Source organism: Streptomyces sp. HSG2 (genome assembly GCF_016598575.1).
Classification (GTDB): domain Bacteria; phylum Actinomycetota; class Actinomycetes; order Streptomycetales; family Streptomycetaceae; genus Streptomyces.
Genome location: NZ_CP066801.1, coordinates 638614 through 664294 on the forward strand (window position 1 = coordinate 638614; position 25681 = coordinate 664294).

Annotated in this window: 25 protein-coding genes; 10 read left to right on the top strand and 15 right to left on the bottom strand. The window is 74.0% G+C overall.

The annotated features are described in order from the left end of the window. Positions 1-14 precede the first annotated feature (14 nt). Positions 15-866, top strand: a complete 852-nt coding sequence (locus tag JEK78_RS02330; protein WP_200262429.1) for a metallophosphoesterase — start codon at positions 15-17, stop codon at positions 864-866. Continuing rightward, positions 863-1543 carry a 4'-phosphopantetheinyl transferase superfamily protein gene (locus tag JEK78_RS02335; RefSeq protein ID WP_200262430.1) on the top strand — a complete coding sequence of 227 codons (681 nt, stop codon included), beginning with the start codon at positions 863-865 and terminating at the stop codon, positions 1541-1543. Before JEK78_RS02330 ends, JEK78_RS02335 begins: the two co-directional genes overlap by 4 nt. Positions 1544-1606: 63 nt before the next feature. Here the strand turns inward: JEK78_RS02335 and JEK78_RS02340 are convergent, their stop codons facing one another. Together JEK78_RS02340 and JEK78_RS02345 are read right to left on the bottom strand one after the other, a co-directional pair. Then, a complete protein-coding gene (locus JEK78_RS02340) occupies positions 1607-2152 on the bottom strand; it encodes a toxin-antitoxin system, toxin component (protein WP_242483238.1) in 546 nt (181 codons plus the stop codon). A gap of 14 nt (positions 2153-2166) precedes the next feature. Beyond that, a complete protein-coding gene (locus JEK78_RS02345; protein ID WP_200262431.1) occupies positions 2167-2838 on the bottom strand; it encodes a helix-turn-helix transcriptional regulator in 672 nt (223 codons plus the stop codon). Positions 2839-3056: 218 nt separating this feature from the next. Between JEK78_RS02345 and JEK78_RS02350 the strand changes: the two genes are divergently transcribed. Further along, the gene (locus tag JEK78_RS02350) at positions 3057-3722 is read left to right on the top strand and encodes a hypothetical protein (RefSeq protein ID WP_200262432.1); all 666 of its coding nucleotides are present in this window, start codon (positions 3057-3059) and stop codon (positions 3720-3722) included. 36 nt (positions 3723-3758) lie between these two features. On the opposite strand, the gene JEK78_RS02355 is transcribed toward JEK78_RS02350, so the two are convergent. After that, on the bottom strand, positions 3759-4913 hold the full coding sequence (locus JEK78_RS02355) for a DUF2510 domain-containing protein (protein WP_200262433.1): 1155 nt from the start codon (positions 4911-4913) through the stop codon (positions 3759-3761). Between the two features lie 678 nt (positions 4914-5591). Between JEK78_RS02355 and JEK78_RS02360 the strand changes: the two genes are divergently transcribed. Both JEK78_RS02360 and JEK78_RS02365 read left to right on the top strand, forming a co-directional pair. After that, positions 5592-6776 (top strand): hypothetical protein, encoded by a 1185-nt coding sequence (locus tag JEK78_RS02360; protein ID WP_200263951.1) that lies wholly within the window; start codon positions 5592-5594, stop codon positions 6774-6776. Between the two features lie 124 nt (positions 6777-6900). Continuing rightward, positions 6901-7737: an aldo/keto reductase gene (locus tag JEK78_RS02365; protein WP_200262434.1), complete on the top strand. Its 837-nt coding sequence runs from the start codon at positions 6901-6903 to the stop codon at positions 7735-7737. Positions 7738-7904: 167 nt separating this feature from the next. On the opposite strand, the gene JEK78_RS02370 is transcribed toward JEK78_RS02365, so the two are convergent. Continuing rightward, the gene (locus tag JEK78_RS02370; RefSeq protein ID WP_200262435.1) at positions 7905-8660 is read right to left on the bottom strand and encodes a class I SAM-dependent methyltransferase; all 756 of its coding nucleotides are present in this window, start codon (positions 8658-8660) and stop codon (positions 7905-7907) included. A 4-nt stretch (positions 8661-8664) separates the two neighbouring features. Continuing rightward, positions 8665-8970, bottom strand: a complete 306-nt coding sequence (locus JEK78_RS02375) for a 4a-hydroxytetrahydrobiopterin dehydratase (RefSeq protein ID WP_200262436.1) — start codon at positions 8968-8970, stop codon at positions 8665-8667. Positions 8971-9136: 166 nt separating this feature from the next. Between JEK78_RS02375 and JEK78_RS02380 the strand changes: the two genes are divergently transcribed. Together JEK78_RS02380 and JEK78_RS02385 are read left to right on the top strand one after the other, a co-directional pair. Next, complete coding sequence (locus JEK78_RS02380; RefSeq protein WP_200262437.1) at positions 9137-10003, top strand: helix-turn-helix transcriptional regulator; 867 nt, start codon at positions 9137-9139, stop codon at positions 10001-10003. A gap of 239 nt (positions 10004-10242) precedes the next feature. Next, positions 10243-10752, top strand: a complete 510-nt coding sequence (locus JEK78_RS02385; protein WP_200262438.1) for a molecular chaperone TorD family protein — start codon at positions 10243-10245, stop codon at positions 10750-10752. Positions 10753-10849: 97 nt separating this feature from the next. On the opposite strand, the gene dnaK is transcribed toward JEK78_RS02385, so the two are convergent. From dnaK to JEK78_RS02405, 4 genes are all read right to left on the bottom strand, one after another. Then, a complete protein-coding gene (gene dnaK / locus JEK78_RS02390) occupies positions 10850-12721 on the bottom strand; it encodes a molecular chaperone DnaK (RefSeq protein ID WP_200262439.1) in 1872 nt (623 codons plus the stop codon). A gap of 173 nt (positions 12722-12894) precedes the next feature. After that, positions 12895-13320 (bottom strand): OsmC family protein, encoded by a 426-nt coding sequence (locus JEK78_RS02395; RefSeq protein WP_200262440.1) that lies wholly within the window; start codon positions 13318-13320, stop codon positions 12895-12897. 212 nt (positions 13321-13532) lie between these two features. Then, positions 13533-15605, bottom strand: coding sequence for a phage holin family protein (locus JEK78_RS02400; RefSeq protein ID WP_200263952.1), 2073 nt, complete (start codon positions 15603-15605; stop codon positions 13533-13535). 177 nt (positions 15606-15782) lie between these two features. Then, entirely contained in the window at positions 15783-16202 is a 420-nt protein-coding gene (locus tag JEK78_RS02405) for a hypothetical protein (protein WP_200262441.1), read from the bottom strand. A gap of 83 nt (positions 16203-16285) precedes the next feature. On the opposite strand from JEK78_RS02405, the gene JEK78_RS02410 reads away from it, so the two are divergent. Together JEK78_RS02410 and JEK78_RS02415 are read left to right on the top strand one after the other, a co-directional pair. Then, entirely contained in the window at positions 16286-17059 is a 774-nt protein-coding gene (locus tag JEK78_RS02410; RefSeq protein ID WP_200262442.1) for an MBL fold metallo-hydrolase, read from the top strand. Beyond that, positions 17056-17679 (top strand): VTT domain-containing protein, encoded by a 624-nt coding sequence (locus JEK78_RS02415; RefSeq protein WP_200262443.1) that lies wholly within the window; start codon positions 17056-17058, stop codon positions 17677-17679. The genes JEK78_RS02410 and JEK78_RS02415 overlap by 4 nt, the downstream gene beginning before the upstream one ends. Positions 17680-17737: 58 nt before the next feature. Here the strand turns inward: JEK78_RS02415 and JEK78_RS02420 are convergent, their stop codons facing one another. The 6 genes from JEK78_RS02420 to JEK78_RS02445 all read right to left on the bottom strand — a co-directional run bounded on the left by JEK78_RS02420 (position 17738) and on the right by JEK78_RS02445 (position 24019). Further along, complete coding sequence (locus JEK78_RS02420) at positions 17738-18793, bottom strand: MBL fold metallo-hydrolase (protein WP_200262444.1); 1056 nt, start codon at positions 18791-18793, stop codon at positions 17738-17740. Continuing rightward, positions 18790-20046, bottom strand: a complete 1257-nt coding sequence (locus JEK78_RS02425) for an aminotransferase class I/II-fold pyridoxal phosphate-dependent enzyme (protein WP_200262445.1) — start codon at positions 20044-20046, stop codon at positions 18790-18792. The genes JEK78_RS02420 and JEK78_RS02425 overlap by 4 nt, the downstream gene beginning before the upstream one ends. Before the next feature lie 156 nt (positions 20047-20202). Further along, positions 20203-21192, bottom strand: coding sequence for a hypothetical protein (locus tag JEK78_RS02430; protein ID WP_200262446.1), 990 nt, complete (start codon positions 21190-21192; stop codon positions 20203-20205). A 189-nt stretch (positions 21193-21381) separates the two neighbouring features. Further along, positions 21382-21858 (bottom strand): SHOCT domain-containing protein, encoded by a 477-nt coding sequence (locus JEK78_RS02435; protein ID WP_200262447.1) that lies wholly within the window; start codon positions 21856-21858, stop codon positions 21382-21384. Positions 21859-22029: 171 nt separating this feature from the next. After that, positions 22030-22314: a DUF6158 family protein gene (locus JEK78_RS02440; protein ID WP_200262448.1), complete on the bottom strand. Its 285-nt coding sequence runs from the start codon at positions 22312-22314 to the stop codon at positions 22030-22032. Positions 22315-22399: 85 nt separating this feature from the next. Next, complete coding sequence (locus JEK78_RS02445) at positions 22400-24019, bottom strand: ATP-binding cassette domain-containing protein (protein ID WP_200262449.1); 1620 nt, start codon at positions 24017-24019, stop codon at positions 22400-22402. A gap of 124 nt (positions 24020-24143) precedes the next feature. Here JEK78_RS02445 and JEK78_RS02450 point away from each other — a divergent pair, with 124 nt between their 5' ends. After that, positions 24144-25643 (top strand): phosphatase PAP2 family protein, encoded by a 1500-nt coding sequence (locus tag JEK78_RS02450; protein WP_200262450.1) that lies wholly within the window; start codon positions 24144-24146, stop codon positions 25641-25643. Positions 25644-25681: the final 38 nt, after the last annotated feature.

The following is a 25681-nucleotide window of genomic DNA, read 5'->3' on the forward strand; positions in this document are numbered from 1 at the left end:
AGGAGCGAGAGACGATGACGACGCACGCGGGTCGGGTGTGGGCGATCAGCGACCTGCACGTCGGCCATGCGGAGAACCGCGAACTGGTCGCCGCGATGCGCCCGGAAGACGACCGGGACTGGCTGCTCGTCGCCGGGGACGTGGCGGAGAGCACGACCGACATCCGCTGGGCCCTGGGCACCCTCGCCCAGCGGTTCGCCCGGGTCGTCTGGGCCCCCGGCAACCACGAACTCTGGACGCACCCGCGTGACCCGGTCACCCTGCGCGGTGTGGAGCGGTACGCGCACTTGGTGGACCTCTGTCGGGAGCTGGGCGTGATCACTCCCGAGGACCCCTACCCCGTCTGGCACGGTCCCGGCGGGCCGGTCGTCGTCGCTCCGCTCTTCCTGCTCTACGACTACTCCTTCCTCCCGGCGGGGTGCGACACCATGGAGCGGGGCCTCGCCTACGCCCACTCCACCGGGGTGGTCTGCACCGACGAGTACCTCCTGCACCCCGACCCCCACCCCGGCCGCGAGGCCTGGTGCCACGCCCGGGTGGCCGAGACGGAGGCACGGCTGGCGGCGCTCCCCGCCGACACCCCGACGGTGCTGGTGAACCACTACCCCCTGGACCGCCACCCCACCGAGGTGCTGCGGTACCCGGAGTTCGCCATGTGGTGCGGGACGCTGCGCACCGCCGACTGGCACCGACGTTTCCGCGTGGACACCATGGTCTACGGCCATCTGCACATCCCCCGCACCACCTGGCACGAGGGGGTCCGTTTCGAGGAGGTGTCCGTGGGCTACCCCCGCGAGTGGCGTGAGCGGCGAGAGCCACCGGGCCGACCGCGGCTCATCCTCCCCGGCGAGGAGGCCGCCCGGTGATCGCCGAGCTGCTCCCGGACACCGTCGCCACCGTCGAGGACTTCGGCCACGACGACACCGGGCACACCCCGCTCCACCCCGAGGAGGAGCCACTGGTGGCCCGGGCGGTCGCCAAGCGTCGTCGAGAGTTCACCGTGGTCCGCTCCTGCGCACGCCGGGCCATGCTCCGACTCGGCGTGCCGGCGCAGCCCGTGTTGACGGGGGAGCGCGGGGCGCCACTCTGGCCGAAGGGTCTGCTGGGCAGCATGACGCACTGCGACGGCTACTGCGCCGCCGCGCTGGTCCGCGACACCGATCTCGCCTCCGTCGGCATCGACGCGGAGCCGGCGGCGGCGCTCCCCGACGGCGTCCTGGACGCCGTGGCCCTCCCGTCGGAACGGGACCGGCTGCGACGGTTGGCCGAGGAGCGCCCGCATGTGCCCTGGGACCGGCTGCTGTTCAGCGCCAAGGAGTCCGTGTACAAGGCGTGGTTCCCGCTGACCGGGGCCTGGCTGGACTTCGACGAGGCCGACATCGAGTTCACGACGGGGCCGGACCGGGTGGACCGGGGGGCCCTTCGCGCCTCGCTCCTGGTGCCCGGTCCGAGGGTCGGGCGGGACCGGCTCGGCCGTTTCGACGGACGCTGGACGGTGCGTGACGGGCTGCTCGCCACGGTGGTCGTCGTACCGCGTCCCTGACGGTTGGGGCGCCCCGGGCGCGGCCCGGCGGTTCGGCAACGGCACCCGCGCGGGTCTCGGAGTTCAGCGCAGGTAGCCCAGCGATGCCTCGATCCGCCCGGCCAGGTGGTCTCGTCGGCCCGGGTCCCGCGAGGAAGACCCGCCCGACCAGGCGCGGCACTTGCTGGCCAGAAGGAGCCCGAACCTCTCCGCCTCGCGCTCCTCGGCGGCGTCGAAGTCGGTACGTGCGGCCACCGCGCGCGCCGTCTCCCGGAGTGCGCGTTCGTCGAGGGTCGCGCCGAGCAGCCGGGTGGTGACCGGACCGCCGGGGCCGTCCCGGCCCTGGTGGCCGGCGTTCATGTGCCACAGCTCGTGGCCGAGGATGACCAGTTGGTGTTCCGGCGCGGTGCGTTCCTCGACGACGACCACGTCCTGGTCCGCCAGGTCGAGCCAGAGTCCGCTGGCTGTCCCGGCGGGGAACGCCGCCGCACGGAAGACCACGGGTCGACCTCGGCGTTCGCCCATGGCCGCGCACAACGCCACACAGAGGTCGCTGGAGCGCGCGGTGGGCGGGCCCAGCCCCGTGACGAGGTCCGCGCAGAGGCGGCGCATCTCCCTCTCGATGCCCACTGTCCTCCCCAGTCTCACGACTCCGGTCGCTTGACGCTCTCCAAGAGCATGTCCAGCCATTCGGCCACTTTGTCGCGGTGCTGGTCCGTGGGCAGTTGCGCGGCCCGCCAGGCGATCCCGCGGACACCATGGTCCTGCATCAGCCGTTCCAGGGGGTCCTCGGCCGGGGAGGCCGATCGGCGTTCGTGGTCGGCGAGGCGTTGCAGCAGTTCCTGTTCGGTGTGGCTCAGGACGCTCGCCAAGGCCTCCGGGTCCTCGGCGGTCAGGAATCCCGCGTGCACACCGAAGAAGCGTTGGATGGCGTCGCAGTGCTCCATGGTCGGCCGGCGGTCGCCGTTGATGAGGGCTCCCGCCTGCTGACGCGACATGCCGGTGCCGTCGGCGATCTCCTGCTGGGTGTACCTGCGGCCGTTCCGTTTCAGCCTGCTGCGGCGCAGCAGGTCCAGACGCTGCAGGAAGCGGGCCTGGACGTCGGGTTCACCGGCCGGACGACCGGCGAGCAGCGCGTGCACGACGGATTCGGGAACCCCGGACGCGACGGAGAGACGCTCGATGCCGAAGACCTCCCGGCGCGGGACCCCGAGCCGGTCGGCGAGGGCCGCGACACGGGCGACGACCGCCGGGAGCACCTCCGAGGGCGTGCCGTCGGACCTCTCGAAGCCATCCGCCACCGACCGATCTCCCATGTCTCCCACCGGACTCACAGGCTTCTCACAAGCGGTTGTCGTGAACTTCCCGGAGGCTAGTCCTTCGCCCGAGGCGGCCTCCAGGCATCGCCACGATTGTGGCCAGTTTCGGCCGTCAATCGGCCAGGAATGCCACGATAGTTGACATGGCTCACGTGGGGGCAGCAGGATCGGGGCGCCGCGTGAAGGCCGCATAGGGCAAGAGGGGTGACCTCCCGATGGGATTTCAGGCTGGAGAGCAGCGGCCGGTGCCGCGCCCCGCCTCCGCGACCCCCGAGACCCTGGCGTACCTGCGGGACTACGCCGCGCTTCTGGAGGCGGTGTCGTTCCCGTCGTTCGTCCTCGACCGCGCGTGGGGAGTGGTGCTGGCCAACGAGGCGTTCCGGGCGCTCTTCCGAGACGTGGGGCCGCACCCCTCGGCCATGCCCGACGAGAACTTCCTCCGGTTCGTCCTCTTCCACCCGGACGCGGCGTCGGTCCTGGGCGAACACGAGTCGCGTTGGTGTCTGCCGATGCTCGCCCAGTTCGCCTCCGCGCTGGAGCGGGACGGCGGGCACGAGGACGTGTTGCGGGACATCCGCCAGGAGATCGCCCAGGATCCGATCATGGATGTCGCCTACCGGCACGGCCTTCCGCACTGGGTACGGGCCGTCGGCGAGCAGGCGGTGGAGCACGACGGCGCCGTTCGGCCGCTGCTGCACCCGGACCCCAGGTGGGGCGCGACCGAGTGCCGCTTCGTCGTGGAGACGCCCGGCCGGCTGGAGCGGCTGGGCTTCACCCGGTCGACAATGGTGCTGCGCGAGGCCCCGCGTCGGTCGCACCGTCCCCGCCGGCGGCGCAGACCGACCGGGCACCTGAGAGCCGTACCGGCGGCCACCGACTGAGGGAACCGCGTCGGCGGGACCCGCGCGACCGACGGTTCAGACGCCCCGACCGGCTCGCCCTCCCGAGGCGGCCTGGATGCCCTCGACGATCTCGTCCAGCACACCCTGCCCCTGGTCGACGTCGACCCCCACGCGGACCACCACGATCCGCTGCGGGGCCGAGGGCGAGGGGAAGGCCACCGACTCGACGTAACCGTCCGAGCCCTCGCTCGTGACCGCCAGCCAGCGGACCCGGTAGCCCGACTGTCCCGCCACCGTGACCTTCTCCGACACCAGTTCCTCGTGCGAGTCGAGCGATCCGTAGCCCTGGCCGTAGGACTCCTCGGCGTTGGCCTCGATGTCCGCCTTGGCGACCTCCTCGGCCGTGGCGCCCCCGGACACCCGCGGGCTCGAGTGGGCTCCTCCCTTGGTGCACTCCCGGGACTCGTCCCCGGGACACGCGTAGGTGTCGTCGGAGACGACGAAGGCGCCCATCGGACCGCGCTGACCGTGCCAACCCTCGGGAATCGGCAGGCTGATCCCGCTCAGCGGGTCCGTCACCGTCCCGGACCCGGCCCCACCGTCGGCGGAGTCCCCGGGGGCACGGTCGCCACCGTCCGGGCCTCGGTCGTCCCTGGGGCCGCGCTCGTCCCGGGGCCCGCCCTGGGCCGAGCGACCCTCCCGATCGGTGGTCCCGTCACCGGCCAGGGCGTACACCCCGACCCCGATTCCCGTCAGGACGGCCGCGGTCGCCACCACCGCGGCCGCGGTCCACAGCCGCCGACGCCCGGCGGGCCGAGACGTGTACTCGGGCGTGGGGGTCGGGTGCCCCTGCCAGGCCGCGGTGCCCGGGGGCGGCGGCACGGCCTGGTTCCCCCACGCGGGGGGCGGCACGGTGCCGGGTGCCACCTCGGGCGACCGGGCGGGCTCGTCGCCGGGGATCGGTTCCCGCGCGGCCGGCTTGGCGAGGCTGATCGGCACCCGCTCCCCCGTCGACTCCGTGGCGCCCGGAAGAGGGCCCGACTCCCGCCCCTGGGCAGGGTCGACCGGCGGGTCCTCGCCCCCGGGGGACGCGGTGCCCTCCGAGGAGGTCGCGGCGGCGGGCCGTATCCGGTCCGTCCACGCGCCGCCGTCCCACCAGCGCTCCGCGGCGGGAGCGTCCGGAGCCTGCCCGGGGTCCGGGTACCACCCCGGCGGTGTCGCCTGCGTCATCGTCTCTTCCCTTCGTGGGATGCCCCCGGCTTCGGCCGGGGGAGGAATCGAGGCCCCTGCGAGGCGGGGCCGGGGACGCCGACCGGTCGGCCGCCGGGACGTTCGGGCGCGCGCCCACATCGACCGGGCGGGGTCTCGGCGCGCGCCGGAGTCCGAGAACCGCGGGCGTCGGCGCGAGGCGATCACGCTCGGCGGGTGGTTCCCCTCCTCCGAACCGTGCTCGAGCGGTCGCCGTGCGCGCGGCGCGACCCCACCGAGCGTCCGGACACTCACGCACGACCGCCGGACGGTTCCCGACCGGGACGTGCGCGCGGCTCGGAACGTGCCGGCCGGGCCGGTGTCCGTGCGCGCGAGTGGTGCGAGACCTCAACGAAGCACTCCGGGCGGGCGATCGACGACGAGACGGGAAACCTCCCTCGGCGCGGGGCCGCGGGAAGACCCCCTCCTCAGGGAGAGGAGGCCGAGCGCCCACCCTATGAGGTGAGCGTGAAAGGGGCATGAGAGGACCGCGAGACTCGGTCGGACACCGAAGCGCCGACCCCCGCACTCGGGCCCGAAGGCGGGTCTCTCGACGACGCCCCGGTACGCACGACCGTGGACCCGGGCGACGCGTACCGGGTAGCGTCCCGCAGCGTGTCCGAAGCTCGCACGCGACGACGGCCGGGAGCGGCGTTCGGCATGTCGCTCGGCCTGGTGCTCGCGGCCGTCCTGCTCACTGTGGTCCCGAACGGCGAGCGCGGGGTGGGCGGCCCGGACGGGTGCGTGCCGCACACGATCGCCTCCTGGCGGCCCCACGAGGAACTCACCCGGACCTTCGCCGACTACGGGGACGATCCCGCGCGCACGGACGACTGGACGGGCGGCGACGGAACCCACTCGGTGCGGCTGCCCGACGGCAGGGTGCTGTGGTTGTTCTCCGACACCTTTCTCGGCCCGGTGCGTCCACCGCCCAACCCGGCCGGCGAGCCGCACGCGTGGCGCGACGCCGCGACCCCGCTGGTGCGCAACTCGGCGGTGGTGATGCGCGACGGACGGCTCGAACGCACCCTGCCGGCGCCGCTCTTCGCCGACCCCGGCCCCGATCGGTGGCGATGGCCGGTCGCGGCCCGCGTGGAGCCCCGCGCCCCGGGGTCCGACGAACCGGTGTTGCGGGTGCTGCTCTGGCAGCGCGCCGCGGGGCCGGATCCCTGGATCTACGGCGTGCCCACGGCGACCGAGGTGGCCACCCTGTCCCTGCCCGGCCTGCGCGTGGAGGGGGTGTCGCCGGTCCTGGACCAGCGGTGGGTGTCGGATCCGTCACAGCGGGTGCTGTTCGGCACCGCGCTGGTGTCCGAGGCCGGCTTCACCTACGTGTTCGGCGGGGACGACCGACAGGCGGTCTCCGGACCGGTGTCCCACGCCTACGTGGCGCGTGTCCCGGACGGTCGGCTGGACGACCACACCGCCTGGCGGTTCTGGACGGCGGCGGGTTGGGCGGCCGAGGGACGGCCGGAAGCCGTCCTGGGGGACGGCCGGAGCACCGGGGTGGGCAGCGCGTTCTCCGTCGTCGACGCCGGCGACACCCTCCTGTTGTTCACCATGGCCGCGGGCGCCGGAAGCCTGTCGGACGTGGCGATGTACTGGGCGTGCGCGCCCACCGGGCCCTGGCACGGGCCCTCGGGCGGCTTCCGCCCGCCGCTGCCGGAAGGAGCGGGGGCCTACAATCCGCGGGCGCACCCGGTCCTGGCGTCCGCGGACGGGTCGTTGGTGCTCAGCCACGACGTCAACTGGCCGGGGACCGGGGACGCCCTCGCTCGGCTGAGCGGGAACGTCTCCCTGTACCGCCCTCGGTTCGTCATCGTGCGTGCGGCCCCGTCGAGGTGACGCCCGCACGGCCGCCCCGCCGCGCGTCCACCCGTGGCGGATCCTCGGGTCAGGAATGCGAGCGGACGTCCCATCGTTGAGGATGGGCGGTAGCACTCGACCCCGACCGAAGGATCAACACCCCGTGAGCAGCCAGGTCCCCCCGATCACCCTGAACAACGGCGTCGAGATGCCCCAGCTCGGCCTGGGCGTCTGGCAGGTGCCGGACGACGAGGCCGAGAGGACGATCTCCGCGGCGCTGGAGGCCGGGTATCGAAGCGTCGACACCGCCTCGTTCTACGAAAACGAGGCGGGCACCGGAAAGGCCCTCGCCGCCTCCGGGATCCCCCGCGAGGACCTCTTCGTGACGACCAAGCTCTGGAACAGCGACCAAGGTCACGACGCCGCCCTGCGCGCCTTCGACCGTTCCTTGACCAAGCTGGGTCTGGACTACGTCGACCTGTACCTCATCCACTGGCCGATGCCCGCGCGGGACCAGTACGTGGAGACCTACCGGGCCCTGGAGAGCCTGAACGCGGACGGCCGGATCCGCGCCATCGGAGTCTCGAACTTCCTTCCCGCGCATCTGGAGCGGCTCATCGCGGAGACGTCGATCGTGCCCGCCGTGAACCAGATCGAGCTCCACCCGCACCTGCAGCAGCACGCGAGCCGCGAGTTCCACGCCCGGCACGGCATCGCCACCGAGGCGTGGTCGCCGCTGGGGCAGGGCAGGGGACTGCTGGAGGTGCCCGCGCTGGTCGCCATCGCGCAGAAGCACGAACGCACCCCGGCGCAGGTCGTCCTGCGCTGGCACGTGCAGACGGGCAACGTGGTGATCCCGAAGTCGGCGACGCCGTCCCGGATCCGGGAGAACATCGACGTCTTCGACTTCGCGCTGGACGACGAGGACATCACGGCGATCGGCGCCCTCAACGAGGACCGGCGACTGGGTCCGGACCCGGCCGTCTTCGAGATGGCCTGACGGCCGCGCCCCGCCGCGCCCTCCCCGTCGGCACCGCCCGCCGGAGGGCGCGGCGCGGCGTTCCGCCGACCGGGCACGGGCGGCGGGACCGAACGGCACCCGCCACGCGCACGCCCGCGCCGTCTCCGCGAGCCGCCGGCCCGGTAGGGGGCCGCGAGTCCGTCCCCTCAAGGCGGGGGATCGTGCGCCTTGCGAAAGGACCGCAGGGTGAAGACCGGTTCGGGTCTGGGCCGGTGCTGGTCCGGGAGGGCCGCGAGGCGTTCGGCGATGCCGTCCGCGCGCGGATCGCCGGGCGGCAGGGTGACGAACCACCCCCGGCGCAGGTCGTCGATGGTCCTGCGGGGGCTGCGTCCCTGGCCGCGGCCGACGAACCGGGCCTGCCCACCGGGTCTCAGGCCGTGGCGGCGGGCGTGGGCGGTGACGGCGGCGGCTCCGTCCGGGACGGGGCTGGGGGGCCGGGTGGCGAGGATCGCGTCGATGTCGCTGCCGACGTTGTGGGACGGACCCTTGTCGACCGTGGTGACCCAGGTCCCGCCCGGCCGCAGTACCCTGGCGCACTCGCCGACCAGGGCCGCCGCCTCCTCGGCCCCCGTCGCCAGGTGCAGGAGCCACACGGAACAGACCGCGTCGAAGGCCTCGTCACGAAACGGCAGCCGGCGACAGTCGGCGCGGGCGACCGCGCCGGGCAGCCGTTCGGCGGCCCGGCGCACCATGCCGGCGGCCCGGTCGACACCGGTGACCCGCAACCCGCGCGCGTCGGTGCCGAGGCGTCGGGTGACGATCCCGGTTCCGCACCCGGCGTCGAGCACGTCCCGCACCGTTTCCGGCAGCAGTCCGAGCACGGCCCGGGCGGCGGCCTCGGCCCGCGGCTCGCCGCCCCGCCAGGCGTCGTAGTGGCGGGATTCCTCCTCGTAGTCGAGCACCCGCTCAGCGGGCCCCGTGCGCGGCGGACACGGCCTCGACCCTGCGGGCCAGTGTCAGGTCGAGGCCGGTGACGGCACCGCCGGCGCTGTGGGTGTGGACGGCCAGCGACACCGTGTCGTATCCGAGGGTCAACTCCGCGTGGTGGGCGAGTTCCTCCTGGAGCTGGGAGATGTGCACCACCAGTGCCGTGGCCGCCGGGTGCGAGGCGAGGTGGTAGGAGCGGGTGAGACGTCCCTCCCGCAGCCCCCAGCCGGGCAGGTCGGCCAGCGCCTCCTCGATCTCCTGCTGCGACAACGGTTCGACGGGCATGGGCGGAGCTCCTTCCGCGCGGGGCGCCGGGCACCGCCCAGCCTGCCACAGGCGCCCGTTCCCCGCCCCGGTCGCGCGAGGGAACGGCCGGTGGCCGGCCGCGCCCCCTGGGACGAGGGGGCGCGCCGTGGCAGACTGCCCGACGACCCGCGTGGGGAGGCACAACGTGAGCGAGCGACGGGCCGCCCCGACGGTGGGCCAGGTGGTGTTGGGTATCCGGCTGCGGGAACTGCGGGAGGCGGCGGGCTTCGGCCGGGACGGGGCGGCGCGGGTGTTGCGGGTCGCCCCGGCCACGATCCGGCGGATGGAGACGGCCGAGGTCGCCCTGAAGATCCCGTACGTCCAGGTCCTGTTGTCCGCATACGGAGTGCCGGAGGCCGAGGTGGCCGCCTTCGCGGCGCTCGCCGAGGAGGTGAACGGACCCGGCTGGTGGCAGCGCTACCACGACGTGCTGCCGGACTGGTTCAGTCTGTACGTCAGCCTGGAGAGCTCCGCCCGGATGATCCGGTCCTACGAACCGCACTTCGTGCCGGGACTGCTGCAGACCGAGGCCTACGCGCGAGCGGTGCTGGAATCGGGCACGATCGGGGCCTCGGGGGACCGCGAGTCGGTCGATCGGCACGTGGCTTTGCGCATGGAACGGCAACGGCTGCTGCGCGGCGAGAACCCGCCCCACCTGTGGGTGATCATGGACGAGACCGTGTTGCGCAGGCCGGTCGGGGGCGGTGGCCGGGTGATGCGCGAGCAGCTCGACGCCCTGCTGGAGTCGGCGGCACTGGACCGGGTGACCTTGCAGGTCGCGGAGTTCGCCGCCGGACCGCACCCGGGGACGTACGCGCCGTTCACGCTCTTCCGGTTCGGCGAGCCGGAATTGCCCGACATGGTGTTCACCGAGTACCTGACCGGTGCCCTGTATCTCGATTCGCGTGGGGAGGTCTCCCGGCACCTTCGAGTCCTCGACCACATGACTGCCCTGGCCGCCTCGGGCCGACGGACCGAGAAGATCCTGCGCGGCCACCGCGAGGCCCACTGACCCGTACGGGTGCCGCGAACGGGTGCGCGTCGCCGACCGCCCCTAGGTTCGGGTCGAGGGCACGGCCGTGCCACGACAGGGGACAGGCCCCGTCGAGGCACCCGGTGCGCACCGTCTCCCCACCGGCGGAGCCCGACGGAACCCCTCCCAGGGGTGTTCCGTCGGCGGGCCGGGACCGCGCACCGGACGCCGTTCCCCGGCGGGCAACCGTTGCCCGCCACGGGTGCTAGGGAGGCGCGATGCCCGGTTTCCAGGTGCTGTATCAGGCGGCGGCGCTCTGTCTGACCTACCCGGACGACGACTTCCGCGCCCGGTTGCCGCTGCTGCGCGAGGCGGCCCCGCAGCTGCGCGCGTTCACCGACCACGCGGTCGCCGTATCGCCGCCCGACCTCCAGGCCCATTACACGGAGGTCTTCCTCGACGAGGAGCGGCACAGTCTCCGGCTGAGCCGGTGGTCCAGGGACGACGACGGGGGCGCGGCGCGGCGGTTCGCGGGCCTCTTCGAGGCCCACGGGTTGCGGCTCACGGGCGAGCAACCCCCCGACTTCCTCCCGGCGGTGCTGGAACTGACCTCGCGCACCGGCGACGACACGCCCTTGTTGGACCATCGGGACGCGCTGGTGGGGCTGCGAGGGCGACTCCAGGACCGCGGGACCCCCTACGCGTGCGTGCTGGAGGCGGTCTGTGCCACGCTTCCGCCCGCGCCGCCCTCACCGGGGCGGTCGCCCGGCCCCCGGGCGGGGCGGTGAACCGGCCGCGCGAGGACGCGGGGGCGGAGGCGACACCACGCGGGGGACGGGAAGCGGCGACGGCCCGTCCGTTCGGTCGATCCGGGCGGGCGGCGGGTCACCGGGCCGGGCCGGGCCCGTCCTCGCCGTCGGGCGCCGGTTCGTCGTCGACGATCTCCGCGTCCACCACCGTCTCCTCCTCCGGCGCCGCCTGGGTCGCGGAGTCGTCGGGCTTCCGGCTGCCGGCCGCGTACATCGCCTGCCCCATCCGCTGGCTCACCGCCGCCAGCCGCTCCACCCCCTCGCGCAGGGCGGCGGTGTCGGCCTCCCGGTCGAGCAGCGTCCGCGCCTCGGCGACGGCCGTCTCCACGTCGGACCGGACGTCGGCCGGGATGGTGTCGGTGTTCTCCCTCAGGAAGTCCTCGGTCTGGTAGACGAGTTGCTCGGCCTGGTTGCGGGTCTCCGCGGCCTCCCTCCGGGCCCGGTCCTCCTCGGCGTACCGCTCTGCGTCCCGGACCATGCGGTCGATGTCCTCCTTGGCCAACGCCGACCCGCCGGTCACCGTCATCTTCTGTTCCCGTCCGGTGGCCAGGTCCTTGGCCGAGACGTGCATGATCCCGTCGGCGTCGATGTCGAAGGCCACCTCGATCTGTGGCAGGCCTCTCGGAGCGGGAGGCAGACCGGTGAGGTCGAAGACGCCCAGCTTCTTGTTGTAGCCGGCGATCTCGCGCTCTCCCTGGTAGACCTGGATACCGACGGAGGGCTGGTTGTCCTCCGCGGTGGTGAAGGTCTCCGACCGTCTGGTGGGGATCGTGGTGTTGCGCTCGATCAGCTTGGTCATGATGCCGCCCTTGGTCTCGATGCCGAGGGACAGCGGGGTGACGTCCAACAACAGCACGTCCTTGACGTCGCCGCGCAGGACGCCCGCCTGGAGTGCCGCGCCGACGGCCACGACCTCGTCGGGGTTGACCCCCTTGTGCGGGTCCTTGCCCGTGAGGTCCCGGACGAGTTCGGTCACGGCCGGCATACGGGTGGAACCGCCCACCAGGATGACGTGGTCGACGGCGGACAATTCGATGCCCGCGTCCGCCACGGCCTGGTGGAAGGGGGTCCGGCAGCGTTCGAGGAGGTCGGCGGTGAGTTCGCGCAGCCGCGTGCGGGTCAGCCGCTCCTCCAGATGCAGCGGACCCTCGGCCGAGGCCGTGATGTAGGGGAGGTTGACACCGGTCTCGGTGGACGAGGAGAGTTCGATCTTGGCTTTCTCCGCGGCTTCCCTCAACCGTTGCACCGCCATCTTGTCCCGGCCCAGATCGATGCCGTGGCCGTCCTGGAAGCGCTTGACGAGATACTCGACGACGCGTTGGTCCCAGTCGTCGCCCCCCAGACGAGTGTCGCCGTTGGTGGCCTTGACCTCGATGACGCCGTCACCCATCTCCAGGAGCGACACGTCGAAGGTTCCACCCCCAAGGTCGAAGACGAGCACGGTGTGCTCGTGTCCCTGGTCCAGCCCGTAGGCCAAGGCCGCCGCCGTGGGCTCGTTGATGATCCTCAGCACGTTCAGGCCGGCGATCTCACCGGCCTCCTTGGTCGCCTGCCGCTGGGTGTCGTCGAAGTAGGCGGGCACGGTGATCACCGCGTCGGTGACGTCCTCGCCGAGATAGGCCTCCGCGTCGCGCTTCAGCTTCTGCAGGACGCGCGCCGAGAGTTCCTGGGCGCGATACCTGGAACCGTCCACCGTCCCGTCCTCGGGGAAGCGCCACGTCGGGTCGCCCATGTGTCGCTTCATCGACCGGGCCGTCCTGTCGACGTTCGTCACGGCCTGCCGCTTGGCGACCTCGCCGACCAGCACGTCGCCGTTCTTCGCGAACGCCACCACCGAGGGAGTGGTGCGCGCCCCCTCCGCGTTGGCGACGACGGTGGGCTCGCCCCCCTCCAGCACCGCCACCACGGAGTTGGTCGTCCCCAGATCGATTCCGACCGCGCGTCCCATCGCCGTCCCCTTCCACCGGGGGTCCGGGTACCTGCCCCGACCTCGGCGAAACCGAGCCACGCCGGGCACGTCGCCGCCCCTGGGGCGGACGTGCCGCCCGCGCCGAGGGACGGCACGGGCGGCACGGTGCCCGCCGGCGCGTCGCGGGACGGACGCCGACGGGAACGCACGGATCAGACGAGCTTGGCCGTCAAGGTGATGGTCGTCCCGGTCAGGGCCTGGCTGACCGGGCAGCCCCGCTTCGCCTCCTCGGCGGCGGCGGTGAAGCCCTCCGCGTCGAGTCCGGGGACGGTGCCCTCCACGGTGAGGTGGATGCCGGTGATGCCCTCGCCGGGCTGGAAGGTCACGTCGGCGGACGTGACCAGTCGGTTCGGCGGGGTACCGGCGCCCGCCAGCCCGTGCGAGAGCGCCATGGAGAAGCAGCTGGAGTGCGCCGCCGCGATCAACTCCTCGGGGCTCGTCCGCCCGTCGGGGCGCTCGGCGCGCGACGGCCACGACACCTGGTAGTCGCCGATCCCCGAGGAGTCGAAGGTGACCCCCCCCTTCCCCTGGAGCAGGTCGCCTTCCCAGACGGTGTGTGCGGTGCGCGTTGTCGCCACGGTCGTTCCCTTCGCATGGATCCTGCGACCCCCTCTCGGGGCCTCGACACCCATCCGACCACACTCCGGCCGGGCCCACTCGCAGGACCCGGCTCGCCCCGACCCCCGGCGCGGACTCGCGGGCGGGGCGACGGTCGCCCCCGCGCACGGCGACCGGTGCGCGCCCCGATCGCGCTCCCCCCAGCGGGCGGGAGGCGAGCCGGCCGGCGGCCTCAGGACCGGCCCTCCCCCAACACGCCGTCCGGTTCGGCGGCGGGCGCCCCCGCCGGCCGACGCGCCGCGCGGGAGCGCGGCAGCCGGGCCCCGGGCTCGGCCGTCTCCCCCAGCCAGCGGGCCAACACCTCGTGCACGCGCTCGGCGCCGACCGGCTCGGCGCCCTCGGGCTCCGGCGGGCCGAGGACGAGCGGGGACAACAGGAAGGGCTCCGACTGCGCGCCTCCGAGGCCCCCGTGCGAGCCGATCTGCTCCTCGAAGGCGAGGACCTCGCCGTCGGCCGGATCGTGAAATGAATTGATCATGATGTCGGCGGTGTGGGGGAAGGTGTGGGTCCGCCGTACCGCTGCTGCGGCGGCGGGACCGAAGGGAGCGAGCGGACCCGGTTCCCGGTCCAGCCGCGCCAGCGGTGTCTCCACACCCCGTGCCCCCAGGACGACGCCGCCGTGCTCCTCGCTGCGGACCAGCAGAAAACCTATGCCGGGGTGGTTGGCGAGAGTGGGGAGCAGCGCGGGGTGACGCGCGTCGATCTCCTCGCGGCTCATCCGGTGCGGCACGTCCGGGAAGGAGACGAGTCCCAGGTTTCCCGAGGCGAGCACGATCGGCTCCCGGCGGCGCCGCTCCGGCCTCGACCGCTCCTCGCGCTCCTCCACCGGTATCCGCAGGGCCGCCCGCACCGCGCTGCGCGCCTCCGCGCCTGAGCGGGTCCGACGCGCCCGCCTCGGCACCGGCAGACCGCAACCGGCCCGCACCAGGTCGGCGAGGGTGAGACCGTAGCGGGCGCGGAAGGTCTCGCCCGGGCTCTGTCCATGGTCGGAGAGGACCACGATCCGGTAGGGGCGCGGCGCGTGCTCGGCCACCTTCTCGATCAGCCCGACCGCCCGGTCCAGCCGCCGCAGCACCTTCTCCGCGTCGTGGCTCGTAGGGCCGGAGTGGTGGGCGACCTCGTCGTAGGCCACCAGGTCGGCGTAGACGGAGGAGCGGCCGGCGAGCAGGTCGCCCATCACGGCGGCGACCACCACGTCCCGTTCGACGACGGTCGCGAACGCCCGCACGAGAGGGTAGAGCCCGCCGCGGGACACGCGGGGTCGGTCGCCTCGGCAGCGAGCCCTGGCGGACTGACCGACCTCGCGGCCCACCTCGGCGACGAAGGAGAGCGCGGTGCGCACGGCGTTCGCCGGGTCGGAGAAGTAGGCGAAGTAGCCGGCACGCGATCTGTTCTCCCGGCCGCGGCGACGCGTGGCGATGGACAGCACGAGGGCCTGTTCGCCGGCGCCGCCGCTGAACAGGTTGCCCCGGCTGGCCCCGTCCCGACGGAGCAACCCGCCGTGCCCCGCACGCGCCTCGGCGCGGTGTTGCAGGAGCGCGGCCGTGCTCGGCCGGTTGCAGACCATCACCTCCCGCCGGTCCTTCTCGTACCAGCGGAAGGCGGGCACGTCGTGGTTGTCGCCGTGCAGGATGCCGAGCTGGCTCGCTCCCGTCTGGCTGGACCAGTCGGTCCGCCAACGGGTGAGTCGATGGGTGGCCGGCGAGCCGTCCTCGCCGAGCCAGCGGGCCAGCGTGGGAACCAGCCCCTTGGCCACGGCGTCGCGCAGCACGTCGTGGCCGACGCCGTCGAGTTGCAGGAAGACCGTCCCGGGCGTGGAGGGACAGGGCGGGGCCCGCCGGCGGCGCCGGTGCGCGAGACGGTGGAGACGACGTCGGTAGGCGTCGTCGTCGCGCACGGCCAGGGCGGCACCGGTCGCGGAGGCGACGGCGGACATCACGGCGGCCACCACCACCGCCGTCTCCCAGGCGGCGGCGCCTCGCTCGGCCGGGTTGAGACGCAGGGCCAACAGCAGGAGGGCTCCGTTGAGGAAGAACACCAACAGCCCGAGGACCAAGGCCGGCACGAGGAGGAGCAGACGCACCAGCGCCGGCCACACCAGCGCGGACAGCAACCCGAAGGCCCCCGCGCCGGCGGCCGCCGCGACGGCGGTGTCCGTGGCGCTGTCGCCGTCCTCCGACTGGATCCGGAAGTCGGGCAGCAACCCCGCCAGGACCAGCATGGTGACCGTGGAGGCCGCCCACACGGTCACACTCCGACCCAATTGACTGGCGACCCGCCGCCAGCGCCCTCCGCCCACGCTGCGCCACCTCACGTCCCGCGCGACCCACGCGGTGCGCACGGGCCCGCCTCCCAGCCTGTCACACCGGTCGGCCACGCCCCCGGCGGTCCGCGGCCGCCCCTTCGCCGTCGGGCGCGCTGGTCACCTCCCGTCGTACCCGGCCGTGGGCATCGACAGACGCCGATGCACACACGCCTTCATCTCCGCGTCGTACGACGGCTCGGCGCGCCCGACCGTCTCGACCCGAACCCCCCGCCGGGCGCACTCGGCGGTGAAGTCCGCCACGGAGGACAACGCCCCCTCCAGCACCCGGCGACTCGGCGCGACGAACACGTCACGCCCCGGGCTGACCCCCTCCCAGAGCGCCTCGTGGTCCGCCCGGACGCCGCTCACCAGCAACTCCCTGGCGACGACGTATCCGCGCTCGACGGCCCAGCGAGCGCACATGGCGTGCTGGCTGCGCGAGTCCACCAAGAAGGGGTCGGTGTCCAACTCCTCCAACGGCGTCAGGCTCGCGAGCGCCGTCACCCGCACGGGGGCGGCTGCCGGTCCTGGTCCCATACGTCTTCCCTCACCTCCGGTTTTCGCCGCCGACCCTACCGCCGGGCGTACGCTTCCGGGAGTCGCACGGAGGAGGCGCGAAGGTGCCTGTGGAGGTCACCTGGTGGGGTCACGCCACCTGCACGGTCGAGGATTCGGACACCCGCGTCCTGACCGACCCGCTGTTCGCGAGCCGGCTGGCGCATCTCAGACGCAGGCGCGGGGGCGTTCCCCCCGCGCGCGCCCGGCGCGCGGATGTGGCACTCGTGTCCCACCTGCACGCCGATCATCTCCACGTCCCCTCCTTGGCCCTACTGGCTCCGGGGACCCGGCTCCTGGTGCCCCGGGGCGCTTCCCGTGCGGTCCGCGGGCTCGAACGCCTCTCCCACCTGCGGCCGACCGAGGTCGCGCCCGGTGACGAGATCAGGGTGGGCGACCTGTGCGTACGGGTGGTGCCGGCCCGACACGACGGCCGGCGCCTCCCGGTCGGACCCCACCACTCCCCCGCGCTGGGATACGTGATCGAGGGCGAGGCCCGCACGTACTTCGCCGGGGACACCGGCTTCTTCGAGGCGATGGCGAGGGAAGTGGGACCCGTCGACGTGGCACTCCTGCCCGTCGGCGGCTGGGGTCCCTACCTCGGGGAGGGGCACCTCGACGCCCGGCGGGCGGCGCGGGTGTCGGCCCTGCTCGATCCCGTCTGCGCCGTGCCGGTGCACTACGGCACGTACTGGCCCATCGGGATGGACGCCGTGCGCCCTCACGAGTTCCACGCGCCGGGCGATGAGTTCGTGCGCCTGGCCGCGCTCCACGCGCCGGCTGTGCGGGTCCACCGACTCGGCCACGGGGAACGCGTTCGACCTCGGGTCGGGCGGTGATCCTCCTGGAGGTCGCCCCGGCGGCGATCCCGACGGAGACCACCCAGCAGGCGCTCGGGTATCCGTCCCTGTTCCTGCTGGTCCTGATCGGTTCCCTGGTGCCGGTGGTGCCGACAGGGGTCCTGGTCAGTTCGGCGGCCGTGGTCGCCTTCCACCACTCGGCGTTCTCGCTGGGGCTGCTGTTCGCGACGGCCTCGGCGGCCGCCTTCCTGGGAGACCTCACGCTGTACTGGCTGGGACGGCGCGGGACACGGTCGCGAAACGGCTCCCGTTGGCTGGAGGCGCTGCGGGCGCGGGCCCCGGAGGACCGACTCGAACGCGCCCGGGTGAAACTGGCGGAGCACGGAGTGGCGGTACTGGTCGTGTCACGGCTGGTGCCGGCGGGCCGAATACCGGTGATGTCGGCCTGCCTCCTCGCCGACTGGTCGGTCCGCCGATTCGTCCGGGGCGACCTGCCGGCCTGCCTGGCCTGGACCCTGACCTACCAGGTGATCGGCGTCCTCGGCGGGTCCCTGTTCCGGGAGCCGTGGGCGGGAGTGGCGGCGGCGGCGGCGCTGACCGTCGCGATCGGCGCGGCCCCCGCCGTCCGGCGACGCCTGCCCCGACGGGCCCGGGCCTGAGGTCGACCCTCGCTTCGGCGCGGTCGCCGGCCCCGACAACCCTCCCGGGACGGAACGCCTAGTCCAGGACGCGGCTCGCGCCGACCGGCAGGTCCCACAGGTCCTCGCGGGGCAGCCCCGCGCCCTCCCAGGCGGCGCGCACCCGGGTGAGGGGTTCGAGGACGGGCTCGCAGGACAACAGGAACGTCCCCCAGTGCATGGGAGCCATCCGACGCGCCCCGAGGTCCCGGGTGGCGAGCACGGCCTCCTCGGGGTCGCAGTGCACGTCGCGCAGCCACCAGCGCGGCGCGTAGGCGCCGATGGGGAGCAGGGCAAGGTCGATGCCGGGGTGGCGACGTCCGATCCGACGAAACCAGTGGCCGTACCCGGTGTCCCCGGCGAAGTACACACGGCGGCCGTCGGGGGCGGTGACCACCCAACCTCCCCACAGGCTGCGGCAGGTGTCGGTGAGCGTGCGCTTGGACCAGTGGTGCGCCGGAACGAAGTCGAAGCGGACCCCGCGCAGCTCGACCGCCTCCCACCAGTCGAGATCCGTCACGCGGGTGAACCCCCGCCGGTCGAACCAACGCCCCAGACCCGCCGGTACGAACAACGGGGTGTCCCGCGGAAGCCGGCGCAGGGTGGGGGCGTCCAGGTGGTCGTAGTGGTTGTGGCTGACGACGACTGCGTCGACCGGCGGCAACGCGCTCCAGGCCACTCCGATCGGGGTGATCCTGGCCGGCGTGCCCAGGACGCGGCGCGACCAGACGGGATCGGTCAGGACGGTGAGCCCACCGATCCGCAGGACCCAACTGGCGTGCCCGGCCCAGGTGACGGCGATGCCACGGGCGTCGACCCGGGGAAGTGGCCCCGGCGCGAAGGGCAGCCGGCCCACGTCGACCAGTCCTTCCGGCCCCGGCCGCACGGCCCCCTCCCGGGCGAACCGGGCGACCGCGCGCAGGCCGGGCAGCGGGGCGGTCAGTCGATCGTGGAACGCTCTCGGCCACATCCGGCGCACACCCGGCGCGAGCGGGTCGGGAAGCTCGGGCGCCGGGAGATCGGGGGGCGGGGGCGACGTAGGCGCGTCCGCGTCCGGAGACCCCGTGGCCGGGGTCGGATCGGGCTGCCGCGTCATCGGGGAGGCTCCTCTCGCCGGGTGTCGCGGAGATCTCCGAGAACGGCTTCGAGGGTGGACAACGCCTCCCGCACGGCCGGTGCGTCGAGCGGGTCGGCGCGGGCGAGGAGGTCCGATCCTCCCTCGGCCGCCACCCGCGACAGGGGTCCCGTGGACAGGCGGACGCGCAGCGCCCCCAGCTCGTCGCCGAACCGGTGTCCGCCGGGGGTGGGCACGCCGAGCCGCGCGGTGAGGAAATCCTCCAACTCCTGCGCGTCGCGCACGCCGTGACCCAGCAGGGCCTCGCGGAACGGTTCGAGATCGGGATACAGGTGACGGCCGGACCTCGGGGGCCGGCACAGCGCCCCGCCGGCGACGACGGCGGCGTGCACGGCCGCCGCCGAACGCGCGTGCCACCGCACCGCGACGGAGCGGTGGCGGACCATCGGTTCGGGCTCGGCGAGCGCGTACGCCGCCGCCGAGGCGACGGGGGTCGCCACGCGGGCGCCGAGGGCGGTGAGGACGTCCAGGACCCGAGCCCGCAGCCCGTCGCCCGAGGCCGTGGCGGGGAATCGGGCGACGGCCGCCGGCCATCCGGGAGGCAGGAACGCCCCGGCCAGGTCGCAGACGACCGTGACCCGCTCCGGCTCCATCTCCGCGGGACTCACCACCACGGTCTGGTGGGGATCGTGCACGGTGTCGCGCCAGGTCTCGTCGCTCAGCAGGTGCAGCCCCTCGCCGACGGCGACGCGCGTGGTCTCGTACAGGACGTCCGGGGGCGCTACCGCGGCGGTCGGATCGTCGGCGATCGAGACCACCAGCAGACGTGGGTCATGTCCCTCGGCCCGGGCCCGACGCACCGTCTCCAGCAGGGCGTAGGGGTCCGGCACGCCGCCGCTCTCGGCGGCGGTCGGCACCTGGAAGGCGCGCCGGCCCACGAGTCTGACGGCCGGCACCCACCAGGCCGCGCAGGGACGGGGCACCAACACGTCCCCACCCAACGCGGCGGAGAGAGCCGGCAACAGGACGGCCGCGCCGGGTGCGGCGGCCGTCCGGGAGAGCCCGGTCGGCAGGCCGCGTCCTCGCCAGTAGCCGCAGGCCGCGTCGAGGAGTTCGGGACCGCCTCCGGCCCGTTCGCCTTCCGGGCGGGTCGCCGCCGCGGCGACGGCCCGGGACAACTCCGGCGGAACGGGGAAGCCGTCACCGGCGATCGACGGTCCGTACCGGACGGAGCCATGACCTCCCCGGGTCGTCTCGCCGATCGTGCTCCGCATCCGCCACCTCCGGGCCGTGAGTGCCACCGCCTGCGTCGTCGGGCCTCGGGCGCCGCCACCTCGCGCATCGGCCAAGGTTCCCCGCCCGCTCACGCCCTCCGGACGGCTCCGGGCGGGCGACGATCCCGCTCGGCTCCGGCAGCGGAGCCGACGGCCTCAGCGCCGTCCACCGAACCGGCCCCGGGCCAGCCGGTGCACGGTCAGCCCGCACGCGCCGGCGACGAGGGCGCCTCCGGCGACCAGGGCGGGAAGGGAGTCGGAGAGCGAGCCGCCCGAGCCGGCGTGGACCGCTCCCGGGAGCCGTGGAGCCGCCGTCTCGGGGACGCGCTCCTCGGAGGGGGGTCGGTCTGCCGGACGCTCCTCCACAGGGTCCTCGCCGGAGGGATCCTGCCCCTCCGCCGCCTCGTCGGGATGACACGCGGCGCCCCCGGGGCGCTGCTCCGGAGGCCGGTCTTCGCGCTGTTCGACCTCCGGCTCCGGTTCGCCCTCGGCCTCGGCCTCGGCCCCTGGTGTGTCGGGCTGGTCCTGGTCCGGTTCGGGAGCGGAGAGTGGATCCGGGTCCGGGGCCTGGTTCCGGTCCGGTTCCGGTTCCGCACAGGTCGGGTCGGTGGGGCAGGGCTCGCCGAGGTCGGTCGCCTCCCCGCAGGCGTCGTCCGCGGCCTCGCCCCGGACGGTGAGGGGCACACTCCAGGCTCGGACACCCACCGGTGCGTCGGCGGCCTCCGGACAGACTCCGTCGACGGTCCACGTGCCCTCGGTGCCGAGAGGTTCGCCGGGGCCCGCCGCCGGATCGGCGAAGGCGAGGAGCGCGCTGCCGGCGTAGGCGACCGCTCCGTCGTTCGCCTCGCCGACGGTCCGGTCCCGGCGCAGGGTCGCGCCGCCGCCTTCCAGGACCGGCGACGAGGCCGCCACGGTGTCGGGCGGCGTCCCGTCGGGCGCGGGGCAGGAGACGGACAGGTCCACGGCGCCGCCGGGCGCCACCGTGGCCGGGACGGACCACGCCGTCGGAACTCCGGCGTCCCGCCGCTCCGGTGCCGCCGGGGAGGGCGCGGGCGTCGGGCCGGTTTCCGGCACGGCGGCGGCGACGCCGCCCGTCAGGTAGGCGGCCACCACGGCGGTGGACAGGGCTCGTGCGGTGCGGCGCATCAGGTGGGCTCCCCTTCGCGCGGTGGCTGCGGGGACACGCTCGTGTCCCCGCGGCCATCACAGCCCTTCCCTCGCCGCCTCGCCCGCCACCCTGCCCCGTCCGGGGGACTCGGGCGGGCGAGCGGGTGAACCGGAGGAGCGGCGCCGCCGCCCCTGGTCGGGTGAACGGGTCCCGGGCGAGGGGTCCCGTCATCCGCCGTCGCGCGAGTCGGCCGCCCGGGGACCCGGGCCGCCGGCGCCGCCGTCGGCCGCCGGCGCGTCCCCCAGGACGAGGCGCTTGGCCCGGGTGTACTCCTCGTCGGTCAGTTCCCCCCGACCGCGCAGTTCGGAGAGCCTCGCGAGTTCCTCCGCCCGGCTTCCGGTGCCGCCACCGCCGCCGGCCGTCTTCCGGATGTAGGTGTCGAACTCCTCCTGCCGCGCCCGCGCGTGCGCGACCTCCCGGCGACCCATGTGCCGACCGCGTGCCACGACATACACGAAGACGCCGAGGAACGGCAGCACGATCACGAAGATCAGCCACCCCGCCTTCCCCCACCCGCCGAGTTCGTCGTCGCGGAAGATGTCCCCGATGACACGGATCAACAGGATGAACCACATGATCCAGAGGAAGAACCACAGCAGGGTCCAGAACATGCTCAGCAGCGGGTAGTCGTAGGCCAGGTCCATGGGTCACTCCTGTCCTCCGCGTCCCGAGGGGACGTGAGGGGGGTTCCCTCGGGACCACCATGTGCCCGACCACGACACGCCGCAACACGCCGCCGCTCGGCCCCGGTGTCCCTCACCGAGCGGGGCCGCGGTGCCCGGGAGCCGCCTCCCGGGCACCCCGTCCGGTGCCGCTCAGGCCTCGCGGGCGCGGGGCTCCGCCCGACCGCCGCCGCGCCCGCGCGCGCCCTCTCGGGTACGCCCGGCCGCGACAGGTCGACGGGGGTTGCGGCGCAGCCACTCTCCCTCCAGCCGCGCCATCCGGTCGCTGTGGGTGCCCAGGGCCTCGTCGGATCCGTAGAGCAGCGTGTCGTGGCGTGTCCGGTGGATCGTCTCCAGCTCCTTCATGAGCTGGGCGTCGTCGAGCCGGCTCGGCTCCACTCCGGTCGTCGCGTCGTCCCGCGTGTCGTGAGCGTTCATGGCGCCCGGGTACCCCCGCGTGAGGACCGCATCACCCCACCACCGGTGTGCGGCGACTCCCCGGCCGCCCCACCGAGGGCGCCGGTCACCGCGCGCGCTCGACCCGACGCTCGTCCCAGACCGGCTCGGAGGTCTCGCGGACCCGACCGTCCTCCCCGAAGACCAGAAACCGGTCGAAGGAACGGGCGAACCAACGGTCGTGGGTGACCGCGAGGACCGTGCCGTCGAAGCCCTCCAGTCCCTCCTGGAGTGCCTCGGCCGATTCCAGGTCGAGGTTGTCGGTGGGTTCGTCCAGGAGCAGGGCCGTGGCGCCGCGCAGTTCCAGGAGCAGGATCTGGAAGCGGGCCTGCTGGCCGCCCGAGAGACGTTCGAACGTCCGCTCGGCCTGTCCGCCCAGCTCGTAGCGGCGCAGACGGGCCATCGCGGCTCCTCGGTCCTGCGCGTACTCGCGCCAGAGGATGTCGAGCAGGGTCCGCCCTTCGAGCTCGGGGTGGGCGTGCGTCTGGGCGAAGTGTCCCGGCACGACCCGGGCACCCAGCCCGAACCGACCCGTGTGTTCCACGTCCTCGCCCGCCAGCAGCCGCAGGAAGTGCGACTTCCCCGAGCCGTTGGAGCCGAGGACCGCGACTCGCTCGCCGTACCGGATCTCCAGGTCGAAGGGGCGCATCAGACCGGACAGCTCCAGTTCCTCGCAGGTCACGGCGCGGACTCCGGTCCGACCACCCTTCAGGCGCATCCGGACGTCCTGTTCCCTGGGCGGTTCGGGTGGAGGTCCCGCCTCCTCGAACTTGCGCAACCGGGTGCGGGCCGCCTGGTACCGGGAGGCCATCGCGGGGCTGTTGGCCGCGGCCTGCCGGAGGTCCGCGACGAGGCGCTTCAGCCGGGCGTGCTTCTCGTCCCAGCGGCGGCGCAGTTCGTCGAAGCGGGCGAAGCGCTCACGGCGGGCCTCGTGGTACGTGGCGAAGCCGCCACCGTGGACCCAGGCGTCGGACCCCGCCGGCCCCGGTTCCACCGACACGATCCGCTGTGCGGACCGGGCCAGGAGTTCGCGGTCGTGCGAGACGAACAGGACGGTCTTGCGGGTCTCCTGGAGTCGCTCCTCCAACCAGCGCTTGCCCGGAACGTCGAGATAGTTGTCCGGCTCGTCCAAGAGCAGCACCTGGTCCGTGCCCCGCAGCAGCGCTTCCAGCACCAGTCGCTTCTGCTCGCCGCCGGACAGATCGCGCACCTGTCGCCACCGCGCCCGGTCGTAGGGCACACCGAGGGCGGCCGTGGCGCAGATGTCCCACAGATTCTCGGCCTCGTACCCGCGCGCCTCGGCCCAGTCCGCGAGGGCTTGGGCGTAGGCCAGTTGGGCGGCCTCGTCGTCGACGGTCACGACGGCGTGCTCGGCGACGTCGACCGCCAGGGCCGCCTCGCGGATCCGGGGGGACGCCACGGACACCAGAAGGTCACGAACGGTCGACTCGTCCCGCACGGATCCGACGAACTGCCGCATCACCCCCAGACCTCCACTGACCGTCACACCACCCCCGTGCGGGGCGAACTCGCCCGCCAGGAGGCGCAGGAGCGTGGTCTTGCCGGCGCCGTTGGGGCCGACGAGAGCCGCGACGGCACCCTCTCCGACCCGAAAGGAGACGTCGTCGAGCAGTGGCGTCCCGTCCGGAAGGGTGTAGGAGAGGTGCGCGGCTTCGATATGACCCATGGCAGGCGATTCTGCGTCGCGGCTCCCGGGGGCGCCAACCGCTTTTCCGTCCGGGGCGCCGGTGCCGAGCGTGCGGCGCCGAGTCGGGCTGCGCGAAACGGCGCGCACGGGGTAGGCGTTCGACATGAGCCCCGATCCGGACCTGACCATGACGCAGCCCGGCCCCCATCGCGTCAAGGGAGCCTTCCTGAACCTGGACCGACGTCTGTTCGAAGCGGTCGCCGCGCACCACTGGCCGGGCGGCGACCGAGTGCTTCCCCGGCTGAGTCGCGCCGCCGACCACGGACTGCTGTGGTGCGCCACGGCGGCGGCGCTCGGCCTGACCCGTGCCCCGGGTGCCCGCAGAGCGGCGCTGCGGGGGGTGGCCTCCCTCGGCCTGGCCTCCCTCACCATCAACACCCTGGGCAAGCGCACGGTGCGACGACCTCGCCCGCTGCTCGACCCGGTGCCCCACGTCCGTCGATTGCCGAGGCAGCCCACGACCACGTCGTTCCCCTCCGGACACGCGGCCTCGGCCGCCGCCTTCGCCGCCGGAGTGTCCATGGAGTCGCCCCGTTGGGGCGCGGCGGTGGCCCTGCCGGCGGGGGCGGTGGCCCTGTCGCGGGTCTACACCGGCGTCCACTTCCCCAGCGACGTCCTGGCCGGGACCGCGCTGGGCGTCGGTGCCGCCTGGATCGCCCGGCGACTGATGCCGACACTCGTCGAATCGGTACGACCCGCCGCCTCCCGAGCCGAGGCACCGACGGTGCGGCGGGGCGCGGGCCTGGTCATGGTGGCCAACACCTCCTCCGGGACCTCGACGAGGATCCGCGCGGTGCGCGACGAACTCCCGGAAGCGCGGATCGTGACGTGCGGACCGGACGACATCCGCGAGGAGTTGGAGCGAGCGGCGAAACACGCCCGGGTGCTCGGCGTCTGCGGCGGCGACGGAACCGTCAACACCGCCGCGGAGGTCGCCCTGGAAAGCGGGCTGCCACTGGCCGTCCTCCCCGGCGGCACGTTGAACCACTTCGCCCAGGACCTCGGCGTACGCGACGCGCGGGACCTGCGCCGAGCCCTGGAGAGCGGCTCGGCCGTCCGGGTCGACGTGGGCGAGTTCGTCGGCGACGACCGGCGGGGCGTCTTCCTCAACACCTTCAGCCTCGGCGTGTACCCGGAGCTGGTGCGGGAGCGCGAGCGCTGGTCGGGCCGGATCGGCGAGTGGCCGGCCGGGGTGCTCGCGGCCGTCCGGGTCCTGCGAGCGGACCGACACCCGGTCGAGGCCGGCATCGGAGGACGCCGGCGCCCTCTGTGGCTGCTGTTCGCCGGCAACGGCACGTACCACAGGATGGGGCTCTCCCCGGGCCGCAGGCTCGACCTGGCGGACGGCCGACTCGACGTGCGGGTGGTGCGCGGAGGCCGGCGGCCGGCCACACGACTGCTCTCGGCCGCCCTCGCGGGGCCCTTGACCCGTTCCCCGGCCCACACGGCCGTCACGACGGGACGGCTCCGCCTGACCGACCTGGCGGCGGGAACTCTGTTGGCCTACGACGGAGAGGTCCGCGAGACGCGGGGCGACCTGACCCTGCGAAAGCTGCCGGAGGCCCTCACGGTCTACCGACCGCCGACGGGTGACGTTTCCTGAGACCCCCGGCCCGGACGGTCGAGCCCGACACGCGCCAC